The sequence below is a fragment of the Anaerotignum lactatifermentans DSM 14214 genome (genome assembly GCF_900142265.1).
In the GTDB taxonomy this organism is placed as follows: Bacteria; Bacillota; Clostridia; order Lachnospirales; family Anaerotignaceae; genus Anaerotignum; species Anaerotignum lactatifermentans.
Genome location: NZ_FRAH01000006.1, coordinates 45,196 through 58,788 on the forward strand (window position 1 = coordinate 45,196; position 13,593 = coordinate 58,788).

Genomic DNA, 13,593 nt, shown 5'->3' on the forward strand with positions numbered 1-13,593 from the left:
ATTGCTTTGAAATCCGTCGAAGAAACCACATTGTTGACCAGACTGGAAGAACTGGTTGCCATGGGCAAAAAGAAGAAAAGCGTATTAGAGTATAAAGAGGTCATGGACCATCTGGCGGATTTGGAATTGGACCCCGACCGCATCGATCGGATTTATGAATATCTGGAAACACAGGGCATTGATATCCTGGGCAATCTGGACGCAGAAGAAGAAGTTGAAAAAGACCTTGACTTGACACTGCCCGAAGGCATCAATATCGACGACCCTGTCAGAATGTATCTGAAGGAAATCGGCAAAGTTCCTCTGCTTTCCGCAGAGGAAGAAGTGGAACTGGCACAGCGTATGGAAGAAGGCGACGAAGCTGCCAAAAAGAAACTGGCAGAAGCCAACCTGCGTCTGGTTGTCAGCATTGCCAAAAGATATGTAGGTCGTGGGATGCTGTTCCTTGACCTGATTCAGGAAGGCAATCTGGGGCTGATCAAAGCCGTGGAAAAATTCGATTACCACAAGGGCTATAAATTCTCCACCTATGCCACATGGTGGATTCGCCAGGCAATCACCAGAGCCATTGCCGATCAGGCAAGAACCATCCGTATTCCCGTACACATGGTTGAAACCATCAATAAACTCATTCGTATCTCCAGACAGCTGCTGCAGGAATTGGGTCGTGAACCGACCGCAGAAGAACTGGCAGTGGAAATGCAGATGCCCGAAGAAAAGGTTCGTGAAATCATGAAGATCGCACAGGAACCTGTTTCTCTGGAAACCCCCATCGGCGAAGAAGAAGACAGCCATCTGGGTGACTTTATCCCCGATGATGATATTCCTGCCCCTGCGGAAGCGGCTGCCTTTACGCTGCTGAAAGAACAGCTCATCGAAGTGCTGGATACCCTTACCGAAAGGGAAGAAAAGGTATTGCGCCTGCGCTTTGGTCTGGACGACGGACGTGCCAGAACACTGGAAGAAGTGGGCAAAGAATTCAATGTCACACGAGAAAGAATCCGTCAGATCGAGGCAAAAGCCCTGCGTAAACTGCGTCATCCCAGCCGCAGCAAAAAACTGAAAGATTATCTGGAATAAGAAACACAAGTGGCAGGCGGCAGGCGTACCCAAAAGGGGTATGCTTGCCGCCTGTTTTGCATAGAAAGGAAACAGGTTATGGATATTTCAAAACGATTGCAGGCAGTGGCAGGACTGGTGACTCGCCGCAGTATGGCGGACATCGGCACCGACCACGGCTATGTGCCTTTGTATCTGTATGAACAGAGGAAAATCGATAAGGCTTTGGCTTGTGACCTGAACAAAGGTCCTCTGGAAAAGGCAAAGGAAAACATCGCCGCCATGGGGGCAGGAAACGCCATCGAAACCCGTCTGGGCAGCGGACTTTTGCCCGTACATACAGGGGAAGTGGAAAGCGCTGTCATTGCAGGCATGGGTGGTATGCTGATATGCCGTATCCTCAAAGAAAGCGAAGATGTGGCAAAAAGCCTGAAAGAATGGATTCTTTCTCCCCAGCATGATCTGGACGCTGTGCGCCAGACGGTGTGGGATTTTGGCTTTGCCATTGACGAGGAAATTATGGTGAAAGAGGACGGAAAGTATTATCATATTTTCCGCTGTGTCCCCGGCGAGGAGAAGGAAAAAACACCTGCCTCCCTTTTCTACGGCGGCAGATTATTGGAAAAACAAGACCCCATTTTGTGGGAAGAACTGACCAGAGAAGAAGCCCAGTATGAAAAAGTGGCAGAAGGTCTGCGCCAAAGCGGCACCCCAAAAGCTGCGGAACGTTTGGCGGAAATCGAGGAAAAACTGGCAGTCATCAAGGAGGCGAAAGCATGGTACAAGTAAAAGATATTATGGCAGTCATGGAGGGCATTGCCCCCAGAAAACTGGCGGAAAGCTGGGATAAACCCGGTTTGGCAGTGGGCGACCCCAACCATGAAGTGAAAAAAATACTGGTTGCGCTGGATGTGACAAAAGAAGTCATTGCAGAAGCGGCAGAAATGGGCGCAGATATGATCATCACCCATCACCCCATGCTGCTGTTCCAGAAATTTGACAGCATCACCACAGAAACTTCTGTGGGCAGCAAAATCATTTCTTTGATTCAGAATAACATTGCGGCATTTTCTGCTCATACCAATCTGGATATCGCCAAAGGCGGCACCAATGATGTATTGGCAGAACTCATCGGCTTGCAGGATTTGACATACTTAGAAGAAACATGGGCAGAGGATTTGAAGAAAATCGCTGTTTTCGTGCCTGTGACCCATGCTGAAGCCGTGCGGAAAGCCATGTGTGACGCTGGTGCGGGAGAAATCGGCAATTATACTTGCTGCACCTTTGGGGCGCCGGGAGAAAGCACCTTCCTGCCCATGGAAGGCAGCAATCCTTTCTTAGGAGAACAGGGCAAGCTGGAACGGGTGGAAGAAGTCCGTCTGGAAGCTTTGGTGCCTGCATCTCAGGCGGCTAATGTCATCGCCGCTATGAAGGCAGCCCATCCCTACGAAGAAGTGGCTTATGACGTATACGCTGTGGAGCAGAGATACAAAAAAGAAGGCATTGGACGTATGGGCGTATTGCCTGCGCCTGTGGCTTTTGCGGACTTTGCCAGAATGCTGAAAGAAAAATTAGGTTTGGATAGTATTCGCCTGACAGGTGATGCACATAAAATGATTCAGAAGGTAGCCCTTTGCACAGGTAGCGGCGCGGAATTTATCATGCCTGCTTATTACGCCGGTGCGGACGCTTATCTGACAGCGGACATCAAATTCCACGAAGCCCAGAAGGCAGTGGAAACAGGCATTTGTGTGGCAGATGTGACCCATTATGCCAGCGAAGTGCTCATCGTACCTGTGATTCAGAAAGCGCTGGAACAGGCAGCGGCAGAAAAGGGCTGGGCGCTGGAAGTGGTTTGCTCAAAAGTCAACGGGCAGACATTCTGGGCACTGTAAGAGGAGAAAAGGAGGAGAAAAGTCATGGAAACAAGACAGATCAACGTCATGGGAAAAATGGTGGAGATTGCAGAGGGGGCAACCTTTGCCGACGTGGCAAAAGATTTTTCCGGCATGGTCAATGGTCCCATTATGCTGGCAAGACAGAAAAATAAATTGCGGGAACTCCATCAGAAAATCCGCACTTGCGATGATGTGACATTTTACGGCATCGAAAACGATGAAGCCATGCGCGTTTATCGCCGCGGTGTGCTGATTCTGATGACAAAAGCTGTTTACGAACTCTGGGGAAGCGAATCTCTGGTGGTGGTGGAACATTCTTTGCAGAAAAATCTCTACTGCGAAATCCGCAAACCGGAAATGGAAATGACAGAAGAAGTGTTGGCAAAAATCGAAGGCAAAATGCGGGAATATGTGGCAGCAGACCTGCCTATCTGCAAACGCACCATGCGGAAAGAAGACGCCAGAGAAATCGCCAGACGACAGGGCATGCCTGATAAGGATGAATTGTTCCGTTATCGCCGGGCATCCAATGTGAATCTTTATGAGCTGGATGGCTTCTATGATTATTTTTATGGATATATGCCCCCTGCTACGGGAAATTTGAAGGTCTTTTCCCTTATGGCTTACGAGAACGGCTTTCTCATTCGTTTTCCTGACCCAAAACAGCCGGAAGTGCTGCGGGAATTTTCCAACCCTAAGAAAATCAGCAGTGTATTTCTGGAACAGATGCACTGGTGTCAGCTTATGGGGGTAAAAAATGTGGCAGAACTGAACCATACACTGACCCAGGGAAAATTTGGCGACCTGATTCGCATCAATGAAGCCCTTCACGAAAAGAAGATTGCGGAAATCGCTGATATGATTCACCAGCGTTTGGATAAAGTCCGTGTGGTACTCATTGCAGGTCCTTCTTCCTCTGGTAAGACTTCCTTTGCCAACCGCCTGTGCATCCAGCTACAGGTATTGGGCATCCAGCCTCATAAAATCTCTCTGGATGATTACTTTGTGGAACGGGATAAAACACCTGTGGATGAAAACGGCAAACGGAATTATGAACATATTCAGGCTCTTGACCTGCCTTTGCTCAACGACGATCTGAAGAAAATGATTGCAGGGGAATTGGTAGACCTGCCTACGTATAACTTTGTTACAGGCAAACGGGAATACAACGGCAACCGTATTCAGGCGAAGAAAGGCGAGATTCTGGTGCTGGAGGGCATCCACGGGCTCAACGATATGCTCACATCTGAAATTCCTGCGGAACAGAAATTCAAGATTTTCATCAGCGCCATGACACAGCTGAACGTGGACGATCATAACCGCATTTCCACATCTGACAGCCGTTTGATTCGCCGTATCGTACGGGATTATCAGTTCCGTGGACGGGACGCGGCAACGACCATTGGGCAGTGGAATGATGTTACCGATGGGGAAGCGGAAAACATTTTCCCTTATCAGGAAAACGCAGATGCCATTTTCAACTCCGCAACTATCTATGAATTAAGCGTCCTGAAGCAGTATGCGGAACCTCAGCTCTTTGCCATTGGGGAAGACCAGCCCGAGTATATCACCGCAAAACGGCTTATCAAGTTCTTAGGCTATTTCCTTGCGGCGCCGGGCACAGAAATCCCCAACAACTCACTCATTAAGGAATTTGTGGGCGGCAGCTGCTTTAAGGTTTGACAAACAGCTCCTTTTTGGAGTATAATAACCCATTGAGTAGACTGGACAGTCGCGCTGGATTCGCTCCAGTGAGGAAAGTCCGGGCTTCATAGAGCAGGGTGCCGGCTAACGGCCGGTGGAGGCGACTCTAAGGAAAGTGCAACAGAAATAAACCGCCTGTCTTTTGGCAGGTAAGGATGGAAAGGTGGGGTAAGAGCCCACCGCTCCTACGGTAACGCAGGAGGCTCTGTAAACCCCACCTGAAGCAAGACGAAAGAGGGCGAAGAGGCTGCTCGTCTCTCCTCGATGAAAAGTCGCATGATGCTGTTGGCAACAACAGACCAAGATAGATGGCTGTCCACGACAGAACCCGGCTTACAGGTCTGCTCACTTTTTTACAGACAGAAAAAATCCGATGTTTTTTGGAAAATGTCGGATTTTTTTATTTCGGAAATTTGATTTCTTTCCTCTGGAATGATAGAATCAGTACAGAGCGGCAGAAAGGAAGGTGCGATTATGAAGGAAACAAGAAAAATCATGCAGGTGGTCACGCTGCTGTATTTGGTACTGGTGGGCATTGGGCTGTATATTGCGGCAAAAGTGCTGCCGGGAGAAACTTTGCTGAATGCCATCCTGCCTTTGGCATTGATTCTGATCGTACTTTGGTTTGTGCTGATCTTTGCCACACTGAAATGGCAGAGCAGAAAGAAGTGAGAGGATACAAAGGAGGGATTCCCCATGAACGACAGCGTGAAAAAAATGCTGGAATATAACAGAGTTTTTGTAGACCATGAAATGTACCAACGATATGCAACCACAAAATATCCCGACCGGAAAATTGCCATTTTGTCCTGTATGGATACCCGTATGACAGAACTCTTGCCTGCGGCGCTGGGCATCAAAAACGGCGATGTGAAGCTCATCAAAAACGCCGGCGGTCAGATCACCCACCCCTATGGCAGTGTGATTTTCTCCCTGTTGGTGGCTGTTTATGAACTGGGCGTGGATACCATTCTGGTCATTGGTCATGACGACTGCGGCGGCAGAGCGCTGGATGCCAAAAAGATGATTGCCAAAATGGAAGAAAAGGGCATTTCCAGAGATGTCATCGACCATGTGGATGCCAACCATAAAAATCTGGAACAGTGGCTCACTGGCTTTGGCGATATTTGCACCTCTGTTCAGAACACGGTGGATACCATCCGCAACCATCCGCTGATTCATAAAGATGTGGAAGTTTACGGTTTTGTCATGGACCCTCATACAGGTGCCATGCGTGAAGTGACATGTGCAGACAAATGATATGGGAATTTTCCCCTGCAAGTAAGCCTATGGTTGCGATTATGAGGGAAATTCTGCGAAAATATCCCAATTGTGAATTTGGCAGGGAACTGTTTCCAGGCAATCCCATTCCCATACTGCGGGTGTCCGGCGGCAAAACAACGGCAGATGTGGCAGACTGGGGGTATCTGACCCAGAAAGGCAAGCGGGTCTATAATGCCAGAAGCGAAACTTTGCTGGAAAAGCCTCTCTTTGGAAAGGACTTTGTCCAGAACCGCTGTGTCATTCCGGTGACAGGTTTTTGCGAGTGGGACGGAGATGGGACAGGATGGGATTTTCTGCCCCAAGAGGAAGAAATGCTGTATCTGGCTGGCGTTTGCCGGAAAAAGGCGGAGGGCTGGGAAGCCACCGTTGTGACGGAACACGCTTCTGGATGTGTGGGAGAGATTCATCACCGCACACCTCTTATATTATCAGGCGAAAATCTGCGGCAATGGCTTTATGACGAAGGACAGGCGCGGCAGTTTCTGGAAGAAGCCAAAGAACGGGTACTGCTGAAACGGAAGAAGATGGAAGGAGAAACTTTATGAATATGACATATCTGCATCACAGCGGATTTCAGATTGAAACAAAGCATTCTGTACTGCTTTTTGATTACTACACCCAGAACGGGATGTTTGACAGAGTGAATGAAGGGGATTTCCCTCATAAGAAGTTTTATATTTTCGTTTCCCACGGTCATGGGGATCACTACGACCCTGCGATCCTGCGGTGGGCAGATCGGGCACATTATATCCTGTCCGATGATGTGGAACTGCCCAAGGATTTCAAAGGGGAAGTGACATGGGTGAAACCTCACCAGAAACTGACTGTAGATGATCTGGAAATCGAAACACTGGCTTCCAACGATCAGGGCGTTGCTTTTGTGGTGAAAGTAGCCGGCAAACGTACCGTATTCCACGCAGGTGACCTGAACTGGTGGCATTGGAACGGCGAAAGCGAAGAATTCAATAACGACATCGCTGACAGCTATCGTCGGGAAATTGACCTGCTCAAAGGCAGAGAAATCGACGTGGCTTGTGTGCCTGCGGACCCTCGTTTGCAGGACAAATATGACTGGGCAGTTGATTATTTCATGGAAACCGTTGGGGCAAAGGTGCTGCTGCCCATGCACTTCTGGAAACATTTCGACATCTGCGAAAAACTGCGTCAAAAGCCTTACGGCGCCCATGTGGCTTTGATCCGCAGAGAAGGAGATACTTTCATCATTTAAGGCATGAAAGGGAGAAACTGGAGAGATTTTGAACCGCCGGAGAAAAGGCGGCGGAAGCCCAGAAGATATGAAGAACCGCCCAGAGGATATGTGGATGTGTACCAGCCGCCAAAACGGAAAAAACGCCGGAGAAAAGGCGGTATCTTCCGTCGTCTGCTGGTGCTGCTGATTCTGTTTGTGCTGGGCTATGGGGGATTCTTTCTGTATTACCGCTATGGCAAGCCCTATACTGTGGCGCTGGACGCAGGTCATGGCGGAGAGGACGTAGGCTCTGTGGGGGTCATTCAGGAAGTACAGCTGACAGAGCAGACAGTGACAGACTTGGAGAAACTGCTGAAAGAAGATGGGCGTTTTCGGGTGGTGCTCACCAGAAAAATGGGTGAAGGCATGTCCATTACCGACCGTAACCGCAAACTTGCCTTTTTGCAGCCGGATTTGATGCTGTCTGTCCATGGCAATGCGGACGAAACAGGGGAAGCATCGGGCTTTGAGTGCTATCCAGCTGTGCCGGGTATGGAAAACCATGAGGCAAGCATGGAATTTGCCGCCCTGCTGGCAGAAGAAATGGAAGCGGCAGGCAGCGAACTGCGAGGCGGCAATGGCATCCGTTTCGGCTATTATGTGAACGGGGAAAAAATGCTGGTGGATTCCACGGATACCACCGTGTATGATTACGATACTTTCGGCGTACTGAAAAATCAGACAGGCGCCGCTGTGCTGGTGGAACAGTGCTTTGTCACCAACGAGAGCGATGTGGCAAACTTCGGTACGGAGGAAGGCCGTCAGAAAGCGGCAGAAGCCTATTATCGGGCAATCCTGCGGTATCTGGGGGCAGACGAAACCACAGAAAATCAAACAGAACCATAACAAGAAGTCTTTTTTGGGGCTTCTTCATCAGAAAACAAAAAAAGCTGAAATCTTTTCGATTACGAGGATTTCAGCTTTCTTATTTTTATTATGGCTGGAATTGGTGCAAGTCCTGCTGGAGGGATTCCACAAAACGGCTCACATGGAACCCATCGCAGACACCATGATGTACCTGTATGGCAAGGGGTATTTTCCAGTGCCCATGGTGTTCCCATGCCTTGCCCAGTGTGAATATGGGCAGGAGATAGTCATAGCCCTTTTGCAGGTGCAGATGGAAGCCCGTGAACGTCGTCCATGGCACCATGGAAACGGGGAAGGTGTTGGGTTTTGCGTCCATATCCAGTACGTTCCCGTAGGTTTCCAGATCGGCTTTGTATCGCGCAAGGAATGTGGAAAAATCCTCGCTGTACTCCGTCCAGAGGTTGGAAAAGGTTTCCTGTTCCTTATGGAAAATGGTGTAGCATGGCTCCATGTTGGAGTAGATGCCCACATTTCCCTTTTCGTCAAAGGCTGTGCGGAACTGCTCGTAGTGGTTCAAGTTTTTGGTCAAGAGATACAGCAGGGCAGGATACAGGGAAACGCCTGTTTTCTTCAGGACGGTGATGTCCAGAGAAACAGTTATGCTGTAGGTGCAGGGAATGTCTTTGTGGTAGTGAAGGAAATAGGGCTTTCTGTGCCATGTTTCCATGTCGATGGGTGTGAATGTCATTGTCTTTGCTCCTTTTCGTGAAAAAAGCCTGCTCTCTTAGGGGCATCTTCATAAGAAAACAAAGAAAGCTAAACTCCTTATCATGATAAAGGATTTTAGCTTTCTTATTTTATGAAAATTTTATTTGTTATGTTTTCTTATGAAAACAGCCGTCGCAATTCCCCTTAAGAAATCAAGAAAAAGAAAAATCAATGTTTTCTTAAGGGGAAGTTGCTTTTGAAAGAGCAGGCAAAAATGTTTATGCGTAAGGTTTGTAATGAGGCAGTTTGCAGTAGAATTCCTGCAATTTCTGGATGCGATGGTCGCCGTCCCATTCTACCAGATAAACCCCTTCGTATTCCCGTTTTTCCCCTTCTTTGTTCACGTTCTGGAAATAGAAAGGTACCAATGTCAGATCCTGATCGTGTACGAAACGACCAACTTCCCATTTTACGACACGGTTTTCGCTGTTCCATGTTTCAAACCAGCGACGGATCTGGTCAATGCCTTCGTATTCCCGTCCCTGAAATTCATAGTAATGCACATCCGGTGTAAAGACTGCTTCCAGCGGCAGCAGTTCCTGTCCCAGCCACATATCCAGCCAAGCTTTGATGATTTCTTCGCGTTGTCTCATATCATACACCTCCGACCTTTAGGGTAGTATTGGATTTGTTTTCATTTTAGCACACGCAGGCAGAAAAAACAAGGAAAGTGTGTAATTTGCATAAAAAAAACTCCTCGATGCGAGGAGTCTTTGACAATATCATGAAATATCCAGTTGCTTTTTCTCAAGACGTTTGACAACATCCTGCCGCAGGAGGGTATACAGCACAGACATGAGGGGAATGAAAATGAGCATACCCACAATGCCCATAAGGCTGCCGCCTACGGTAACGGCCACCAATACCCAGATAGATGGCAGACCAACGGAGCCGCCTACCACGTGAGGGTAGATGAGGTTGCCTTCCAGCTGCTGCAATACCAAAAACAGCACGATGAACGCCAGCGCCTGCATGGGGCTGACCATGAGAATCAGGAACGCAGCTACTACGCAGCCGATGAATGCACCAAAAATGGGAATCAGTGCGGTGATGGCAATGAGTACGCCTACCAGCAGGGCATAAGGGAAGCGCAGGAGTGTCATGGCAACAAAGAACATGGTACCCAGAATGACGGCTTCCAGACACTGTCCTGTGAGGAATTTGGCGAATGTGCGGTGTGTCAGGGACGCGATTTCCAGCACACGTTCTGCCTGCTGTTTTTTCAGATAAGCAAACAGCAGTTTCCGGCACTGTCTGCCCAGTTTTTCTTTCTGAATGAGGATATAGCAGGCAAAGACAAAGCCAATGATAAATGTGGTAACGCCACTGAAAATGCTCTGTACCACGGAGAATGTGGAGCCAAGGATGATGTCAGCGCCGCTCTGGAAAATATTTGTGGCTTTTCTGATGATTTCATCCCAGTTTAAATCCAGATTGGAAAGCCAATAGGAAATTTCCTTGTTGTTGTGGAACAGTTCTTCCAGTTTATCCAGCAGGACAGGGACGTTTGCCTGAATGGTTCTGCCAAGACCGGAAACGGTTCTGCCCAGTTCTGGGAAGATGACCAGCACTGCCAGCGCCAGTACGGCAATGACAAAGACCAGTGTCAGAATCATGCTGAAAGGACGCAGAAATTTTTCCCGTTTTCTCTGCCGTTTTTCGTTGCTGTCTTTGCTGCAAAGCTTGCAGATGGTGATTTCAATGCGGTTCATGGGGACGCTGAGGATGAAGGCAATGGCGCCGCCCAGAATGAAGGGGGCAAGGATGCCGCCCAGAAAAGAAATGGCAGCAATGACTGCTTCCAGCCGCCACAAACCTACGAACACCGCCAGGGTAAAGACGATGAGCAGGCATATTTTTTTCATGTTCTCTTTATCTAAAGACATTTTTCGAAATGCTCCTTTCTCTATTCGGATTCACTTGTGGTTCAGTATAGCATATATCACGGAAAGAAACAAATAAAATCCGCTCCTTTTTCCCGAAATCCCTTTACAGGGCAGGGTTTTCCGTTTAAACTAGAATATGATATTTTGCCGACATTTGGCTTCGGCACAAAAGAAAAAGAAAGGAAGATGAAATATGGAAGTCAGAACCAGATTTGCGCCCAGCCCCACAGGCTATATGCACATCGGGAACTTGAGAACCGCTTTATATGAATATTTGATTGCAAAATCCCAGGGTGGGAAATTCATCCTGCGTATTGAGGATACAGACCAGGAACGTCAGGTGGAAGGCGCTGTAGATGTCATTTACAACACCATGCGCATGACAGGTCTGAAACATGATGAAGGTCCCGATATCGGCGGCGACTATGGTCCTTATGTACAGAGCGAACGTATGGGCATGTACATGGACTATGCAAAAGAACTGGTGGAAAAAGGCGAAGCTTACTACTGCTTCTGCACAAAAGAACGTCTGGAATCTCTGAAAGAAAGCAACGCAGAAGGCGCAGCTTTCGCAAAATATGACCGTCACTGCTTGGGTCTGTCCAAAGAAGAAGTACAGGCAAAGCTGGATGCAGGCGAACCTTTCGTTATCCGTCAGAAAATGCCCGACAGCGGCACAACCACATTCTCTGACGTGGTATACGGCGACATCACTGTAGAAAACACAGAACTGGATGACCAGATTCTCATGAAAGCAGACGGTTTCCCTACTTATAACTTCGCAAACGTTGTGGATGACCACCTGATGCATATCACACATGTAGTACGCGGCAGCGAATATCTGTCCTCCACACCCAAATATAACCTGCTGTACAAAGCATTCGGCTGGGAACCTCCCGTATATGTACACCTGCCGGCAGTTATGCGTGACGCCCACCATAAACTGTCCAAACGTCACGGGGACAAGTCCTTTGAAGATTTGGTAAGAGAAGGCTATGTGGTAGAAGCCATCGTGAACTATATTGCACTGCTGGGCTGGAGCCCTTCCGGCACACAGGAAATCTTCTCCCTGAAAGAATTGGAAGAAAACTTCGATATGGCTGGTCTGAGCAAATCTCCCGCTATCTTCGATATTAAAAAACTGACATGGATGAACAGCGAATATCTGAAAGCGATGGACTTTGACAAGTTCTATGCACTGGCAGAACCCAAGCTGAAAGAAGCACTGGGCGATACAGATCTGGATCTGAAAAAGATTGCGGCTCTGCTCCAGAAACGTCTGGAAACACTGAACGACATTCCCGGTCTGGTGGAATTCTTCAAGACTTTGCCCGAATACGGCACAGAACTGTATACCCATAAGAAAATGAAAACAAACGACGAAATCGCTCTGTCTTCTCTGGAAGCGGCTCTGCCTGTACTGGAAAATCTGGAAGACTGGAACACTACCAGCATCCATGACGCCCTCATGGCACTGGTTGGGGAACTGGGCATCAAAAATGGTCAGCTCCTCTGGCCCGTTCGTACCGCTCTGTCCGGCGAACCTACTTCTCCCGGCGGCGCTATGGAACTGGCAGACATTCTGGGCAAGGAAGAAAGCCTGCGCAGAATCCGCAAAGGCATCGAACTGCTGAAAGGCTGATTTGCGGTTTTGACAAAATAAAAAAGAATCGGTATTTTCAGATCATGGGAAATACCGATTTTCTTTTTTTTGAGAGGAAGAAAAAATGTGTGAAAAAGGGACTTTTCTGCGCAAAAACCCACTTCCTAAGAATTTCCATGGAATATCTTAATAAATTCGACAGGGTTTCGCAAAAGTTCCGTTAAAAAAGTGTGTTATACTGCTTTTGTAATCAGGAACGGGGGCGTGGGCGATGCAGATATTGCGTATTTTGCAAATAGCAATATTGGGTATTTTATTTTTTCTCACAATGGTACAGATTTACTTTCAAATTTTCTCTCCCCGCCGCAGAAAAAACGGCTGGCGGAGAACCCTGATTTATTGCGGGCTGATGTTCGTAATTTTTCTCATTCCTTCTTTGGCGCCGGCTCCCGTTCAATCTGATTCGGTGACCATCAGCAAGTCGGCGGCACATGTGCCGGACTGGCTGGTTTATTACAACCAGACAGACGAACGCTGGGCACATGAGTTATACGGCGAAGTGGACTATATAGAAGAAGCCGGATGCGGTCCCACGGTGCTGGCTATGGCAGTCAGTTCCCTGACGGACACCCAGATAAATCCAAAGGAAATGGCAGACTGGGCAGCAGAAAATGGATATTGTGCGCCGGGTTCCGGCAGTTATCATACCCTCATTGCTGACGGACTGAAACACTTCGGATTGGAGTGCGCCACCACCAATGATGGGGCAGAGGTACAGAAAGCCCTGCAGGCTGGTTATCCCGTCATTGCCCTCATGGGGGAAGGTCACTTCACCGGCGGCGGACATTTCATACTGCTCTGCAACATAGACGCCAGAAACGAAGTCTTTGTGGCAGACCCGAAAAGTGTGGAAAACACAGAAAAGCTGTGGCCGCTGGATACCATATTGGCAGAAGCCAAAACAAGCCCTACCACAAACGGGGCTTACTGGATTATTAGACAACAAGTTTAAATTTCGAATATAGAATCATACCCCTCTCTCAAGAAAACGGAAAAAGGACCGCCGGAAGGCTGGTCCTTTTTCTGTGCAGTGTTTTACGAGAGATTTTCTGGAAATAAGTGTTTTGCCGGTTAGTTTTCCAGCATATTGTCGATCATGTCGTCCATGACTTCTTCGGCTTTGACAGCCATCTTTTTGCCTTTTTTCATCATTTTGCGGTAGGTCTTTTTGTCCTGCATCAGATAGCCAACGCCCATGATGGCAGCAGCGCCGCCCACAAGCATGCCAGTGGTGAATTTGTTCATGTTTTTCCGCCTCCTTTTTCTTTTTTAGTA

Annotated in this window: 16 protein-coding genes and 1 other RNA gene; 13 read left to right on the forward strand and 4 right to left on the reverse strand. The window is 48.2% G+C overall.

Annotated elements, in window-relative coordinates; translation table 11 throughout:
• Nucleotides 1–6: 6 nt before the first annotated feature.
• From rpoD to BUB35_RS02750, 10 genes are all read left to right on the forward strand, one after another.
• On the forward strand, nucleotides 7–1,080 hold the full coding sequence (gene rpoD / locus BUB35_RS02705; RefSeq protein ID WP_191343683.1) for an RNA polymerase sigma factor RpoD: 1,074 nt from the start codon (nucleotides 7–9) through the stop codon (nucleotides 1,078–1,080).
• 78 nt (nucleotides 1,081–1,158) lie between these two features.
• Entirely contained in the window at nucleotides 1,159–1,848 is a 690-nt protein-coding gene (locus BUB35_RS02710) for a tRNA (adenine(22)-N(1))-methyltransferase (protein WP_072848897.1), read from the forward strand.
• On the forward strand, nucleotides 1,836–2,954 hold the full coding sequence (locus tag BUB35_RS02715) for a Nif3-like dinuclear metal center hexameric protein (protein ID WP_072848901.1): 1,119 nt from the start codon (nucleotides 1,836–1,838) through the stop codon (nucleotides 2,952–2,954). The genes BUB35_RS02710 and BUB35_RS02715 overlap by 13 nt, the downstream gene beginning before the upstream one ends.
• Before the next feature lie 24 nt (nucleotides 2,955–2,978).
• A complete protein-coding gene (locus BUB35_RS02720; protein ID WP_072848904.1) occupies nucleotides 2,979–4,640 on the forward strand; it encodes a nucleoside kinase in 1,662 nt (553 codons plus the stop codon).
• A gap of 33 nt (nucleotides 4,641–4,673) precedes the next feature.
• Nucleotides 4,674–5,013, forward strand: an RNA gene (gene rnpB / locus BUB35_RS02725) — RNase P RNA component class A.
• Nucleotides 5,014–5,135: 122 nt separating this feature from the next.
• Nucleotides 5,136–5,333 carry a hypothetical protein gene (locus tag BUB35_RS02730; RefSeq protein WP_072848906.1) on the forward strand — a complete coding sequence of 66 codons (198 nt, stop codon included), beginning with the start codon at nucleotides 5,136–5,138 and terminating at the stop codon, nucleotides 5,331–5,333.
• A gap of 24 nt (nucleotides 5,334–5,357) precedes the next feature.
• Complete coding sequence (locus BUB35_RS02735; protein WP_072848910.1) at nucleotides 5,358–5,921, forward strand: beta-class carbonic anhydrase; 564 nt, start codon at nucleotides 5,358–5,360, stop codon at nucleotides 5,919–5,921.
• 29 nt (nucleotides 5,922–5,950) lie between these two features.
• Nucleotides 5,951–6,490, forward strand: coding sequence for an SOS response-associated peptidase family protein (locus BUB35_RS02740; protein ID WP_159432854.1), 540 nt, complete (start codon nucleotides 5,951–5,953; stop codon nucleotides 6,488–6,490).
• Nucleotides 6,487–7,173, forward strand: a complete 687-nt coding sequence (locus tag BUB35_RS02745; protein ID WP_072848917.1) for an MBL fold metallo-hydrolase — start codon at nucleotides 6,487–6,489, stop codon at nucleotides 7,171–7,173. Before BUB35_RS02740 ends, BUB35_RS02745 begins: the two co-directional genes overlap by 4 nt.
• Before the next feature lie 3 nt (nucleotides 7,174–7,176).
• Nucleotides 7,177–8,040: an N-acetylmuramoyl-L-alanine amidase family protein gene (locus tag BUB35_RS02750; protein WP_072848921.1), complete on the forward strand. Its 864-nt coding sequence runs from the start codon at nucleotides 7,177–7,179 to the stop codon at nucleotides 8,038–8,040.
• An 88-nt stretch (nucleotides 8,041–8,128) separates the two neighbouring features.
• Here BUB35_RS02750 and BUB35_RS02755 read toward each other — a convergent pair whose 3' ends face one another.
• The 3 genes from BUB35_RS02755 to BUB35_RS02765 form a co-directional block, all read right to left on the reverse strand.
• Nucleotides 8,129–8,749 (reverse strand): CatA-like O-acetyltransferase, encoded by a 621-nt coding sequence (locus BUB35_RS02755; RefSeq protein ID WP_072848924.1) that lies wholly within the window; start codon nucleotides 8,747–8,749, stop codon nucleotides 8,129–8,131.
• Between the two features lie 238 nt (nucleotides 8,750–8,987).
• Nucleotides 8,988–9,362, reverse strand: coding sequence for a nuclear transport factor 2 family protein (locus BUB35_RS02760; RefSeq protein WP_072848928.1), 375 nt, complete (start codon nucleotides 9,360–9,362; stop codon nucleotides 8,988–8,990).
• A gap of 129 nt (nucleotides 9,363–9,491) precedes the next feature.
• Entirely contained in the window at nucleotides 9,492–10,655 is a 1,164-nt protein-coding gene (locus BUB35_RS02765) for an AI-2E family transporter (protein ID WP_072848932.1), read from the reverse strand.
• 193 nt (nucleotides 10,656–10,848) lie between these two features.
• On the opposite strand from BUB35_RS02765, the gene gltX reads away from it, so the two are divergent.
• The 3 genes from gltX to BUB35_RS02775 all read left to right on the forward strand — a co-directional run bounded on the left by gltX (nucleotide 10,849) and on the right by BUB35_RS02775 (nucleotide 13,270).
• Nucleotides 10,849–12,297 (forward strand): glutamate--tRNA ligase, encoded by a 1,449-nt coding sequence (gene gltX / locus BUB35_RS02770; RefSeq protein WP_072848935.1) that lies wholly within the window; start codon nucleotides 10,849–10,851, stop codon nucleotides 12,295–12,297.
• A gap of 225 nt (nucleotides 12,298–12,522) precedes the next feature.
• On the forward strand, nucleotides 12,523–12,720 hold the full coding sequence (locus tag BUB35_RS19365; RefSeq protein ID WP_207647553.1) for a hypothetical protein: 198 nt from the start codon (nucleotides 12,523–12,525) through the stop codon (nucleotides 12,718–12,720).
• Nucleotides 12,668–13,270: a C39 family peptidase gene (locus BUB35_RS02775; RefSeq protein WP_207647554.1), complete on the forward strand. Its 603-nt coding sequence runs from the start codon at nucleotides 12,668–12,670 to the stop codon at nucleotides 13,268–13,270. Before BUB35_RS19365 ends, BUB35_RS02775 begins: the two co-directional genes overlap by 53 nt.
• Before the next feature lie 119 nt (nucleotides 13,271–13,389).
• Here the strand turns inward: BUB35_RS02775 and BUB35_RS18990 are convergent, their stop codons facing one another.
• Nucleotides 13,390–13,563 carry a hypothetical protein gene (locus tag BUB35_RS18990; RefSeq protein WP_022255809.1) on the reverse strand — a complete coding sequence of 58 codons (174 nt, stop codon included), beginning with the start codon at nucleotides 13,561–13,563 and terminating at the stop codon, nucleotides 13,390–13,392.
• Nucleotides 13,564–13,593: the final 30 nt, after the last annotated feature.

Excerpts from the sequence above, each read along its gene's own strand:
- BUB35_RS02710 (WP_072848897.1), top strand. The coding sequence starts at position 1,159 with ATGGATATTTCAAAACGATTGCAGGCAGTGGCAGGACTGGTGACTCGC.
- BUB35_RS02715 (WP_072848901.1), top strand. The coding sequence starts at position 1,836 with ATGGTACAAGTAAAAGATATTATGGCAGTCATGGAGGGCATTGCCCCC.
- BUB35_RS02720 (WP_072848904.1), top strand. The coding sequence starts at position 2,979 with ATGGAAACAAGACAGATCAACGTCATGGGAAAAATGGTGGAGATTGCA.
- BUB35_RS02730 (WP_072848906.1), top strand. The coding sequence starts at position 5,136 with ATGAAGGAAACAAGAAAAATCATGCAGGTGGTCACGCTGCTGTATTTG.
- BUB35_RS02735 (WP_072848910.1), top strand. The coding sequence starts at position 5,358 with ATGAACGACAGCGTGAAAAAAATGCTGGAATATAACAGAGTTTTTGTA.
- BUB35_RS02740 (WP_159432854.1), top strand. The coding sequence starts at position 5,951 with ATGGTTGCGATTATGAGGGAAATTCTGCGAAAATATCCCAATTGTGAA.
- BUB35_RS02745 (WP_072848917.1), top strand. The coding sequence starts at position 6,487 with ATGAATATGACATATCTGCATCACAGCGGATTTCAGATTGAAACAAAG.
- BUB35_RS02750 (WP_072848921.1), top strand. The coding sequence starts at position 7,177 with ATGAAAGGGAGAAACTGGAGAGATTTTGAACCGCCGGAGAAAAGGCGG.
- BUB35_RS02755 (WP_072848924.1), bottom strand. The coding sequence starts at position 8,749 with ATGACATTCACACCCATCGACATGGAAACATGGCACAGAAAGCCCTAT.
- BUB35_RS02760 (WP_072848928.1), bottom strand. The coding sequence starts at position 9,362 with ATGAGACAACGCGAAGAAATCATCAAAGCTTGGCTGGATATGTGGCTG.
- BUB35_RS02765 (WP_072848932.1), bottom strand. The coding sequence starts at position 10,655 with ATGTCTTTAGATAAAGAGAACATGAAAAAAATATGCCTGCTCATCGTC.
- gltX (WP_072848935.1), top strand. The coding sequence starts at position 10,849 with ATGGAAGTCAGAACCAGATTTGCGCCCAGCCCCACAGGCTATATGCAC.
- BUB35_RS02775 (WP_207647554.1), top strand. The coding sequence starts at position 12,668 with ATGTTCGTAATTTTTCTCATTCCTTCTTTGGCGCCGGCTCCCGTTCAA.
- BUB35_RS18990 (WP_022255809.1), bottom strand. The coding sequence starts at position 13,563 with ATGAACAAATTCACCACTGGCATGCTTGTGGGCGGCGCTGCTGCCATC.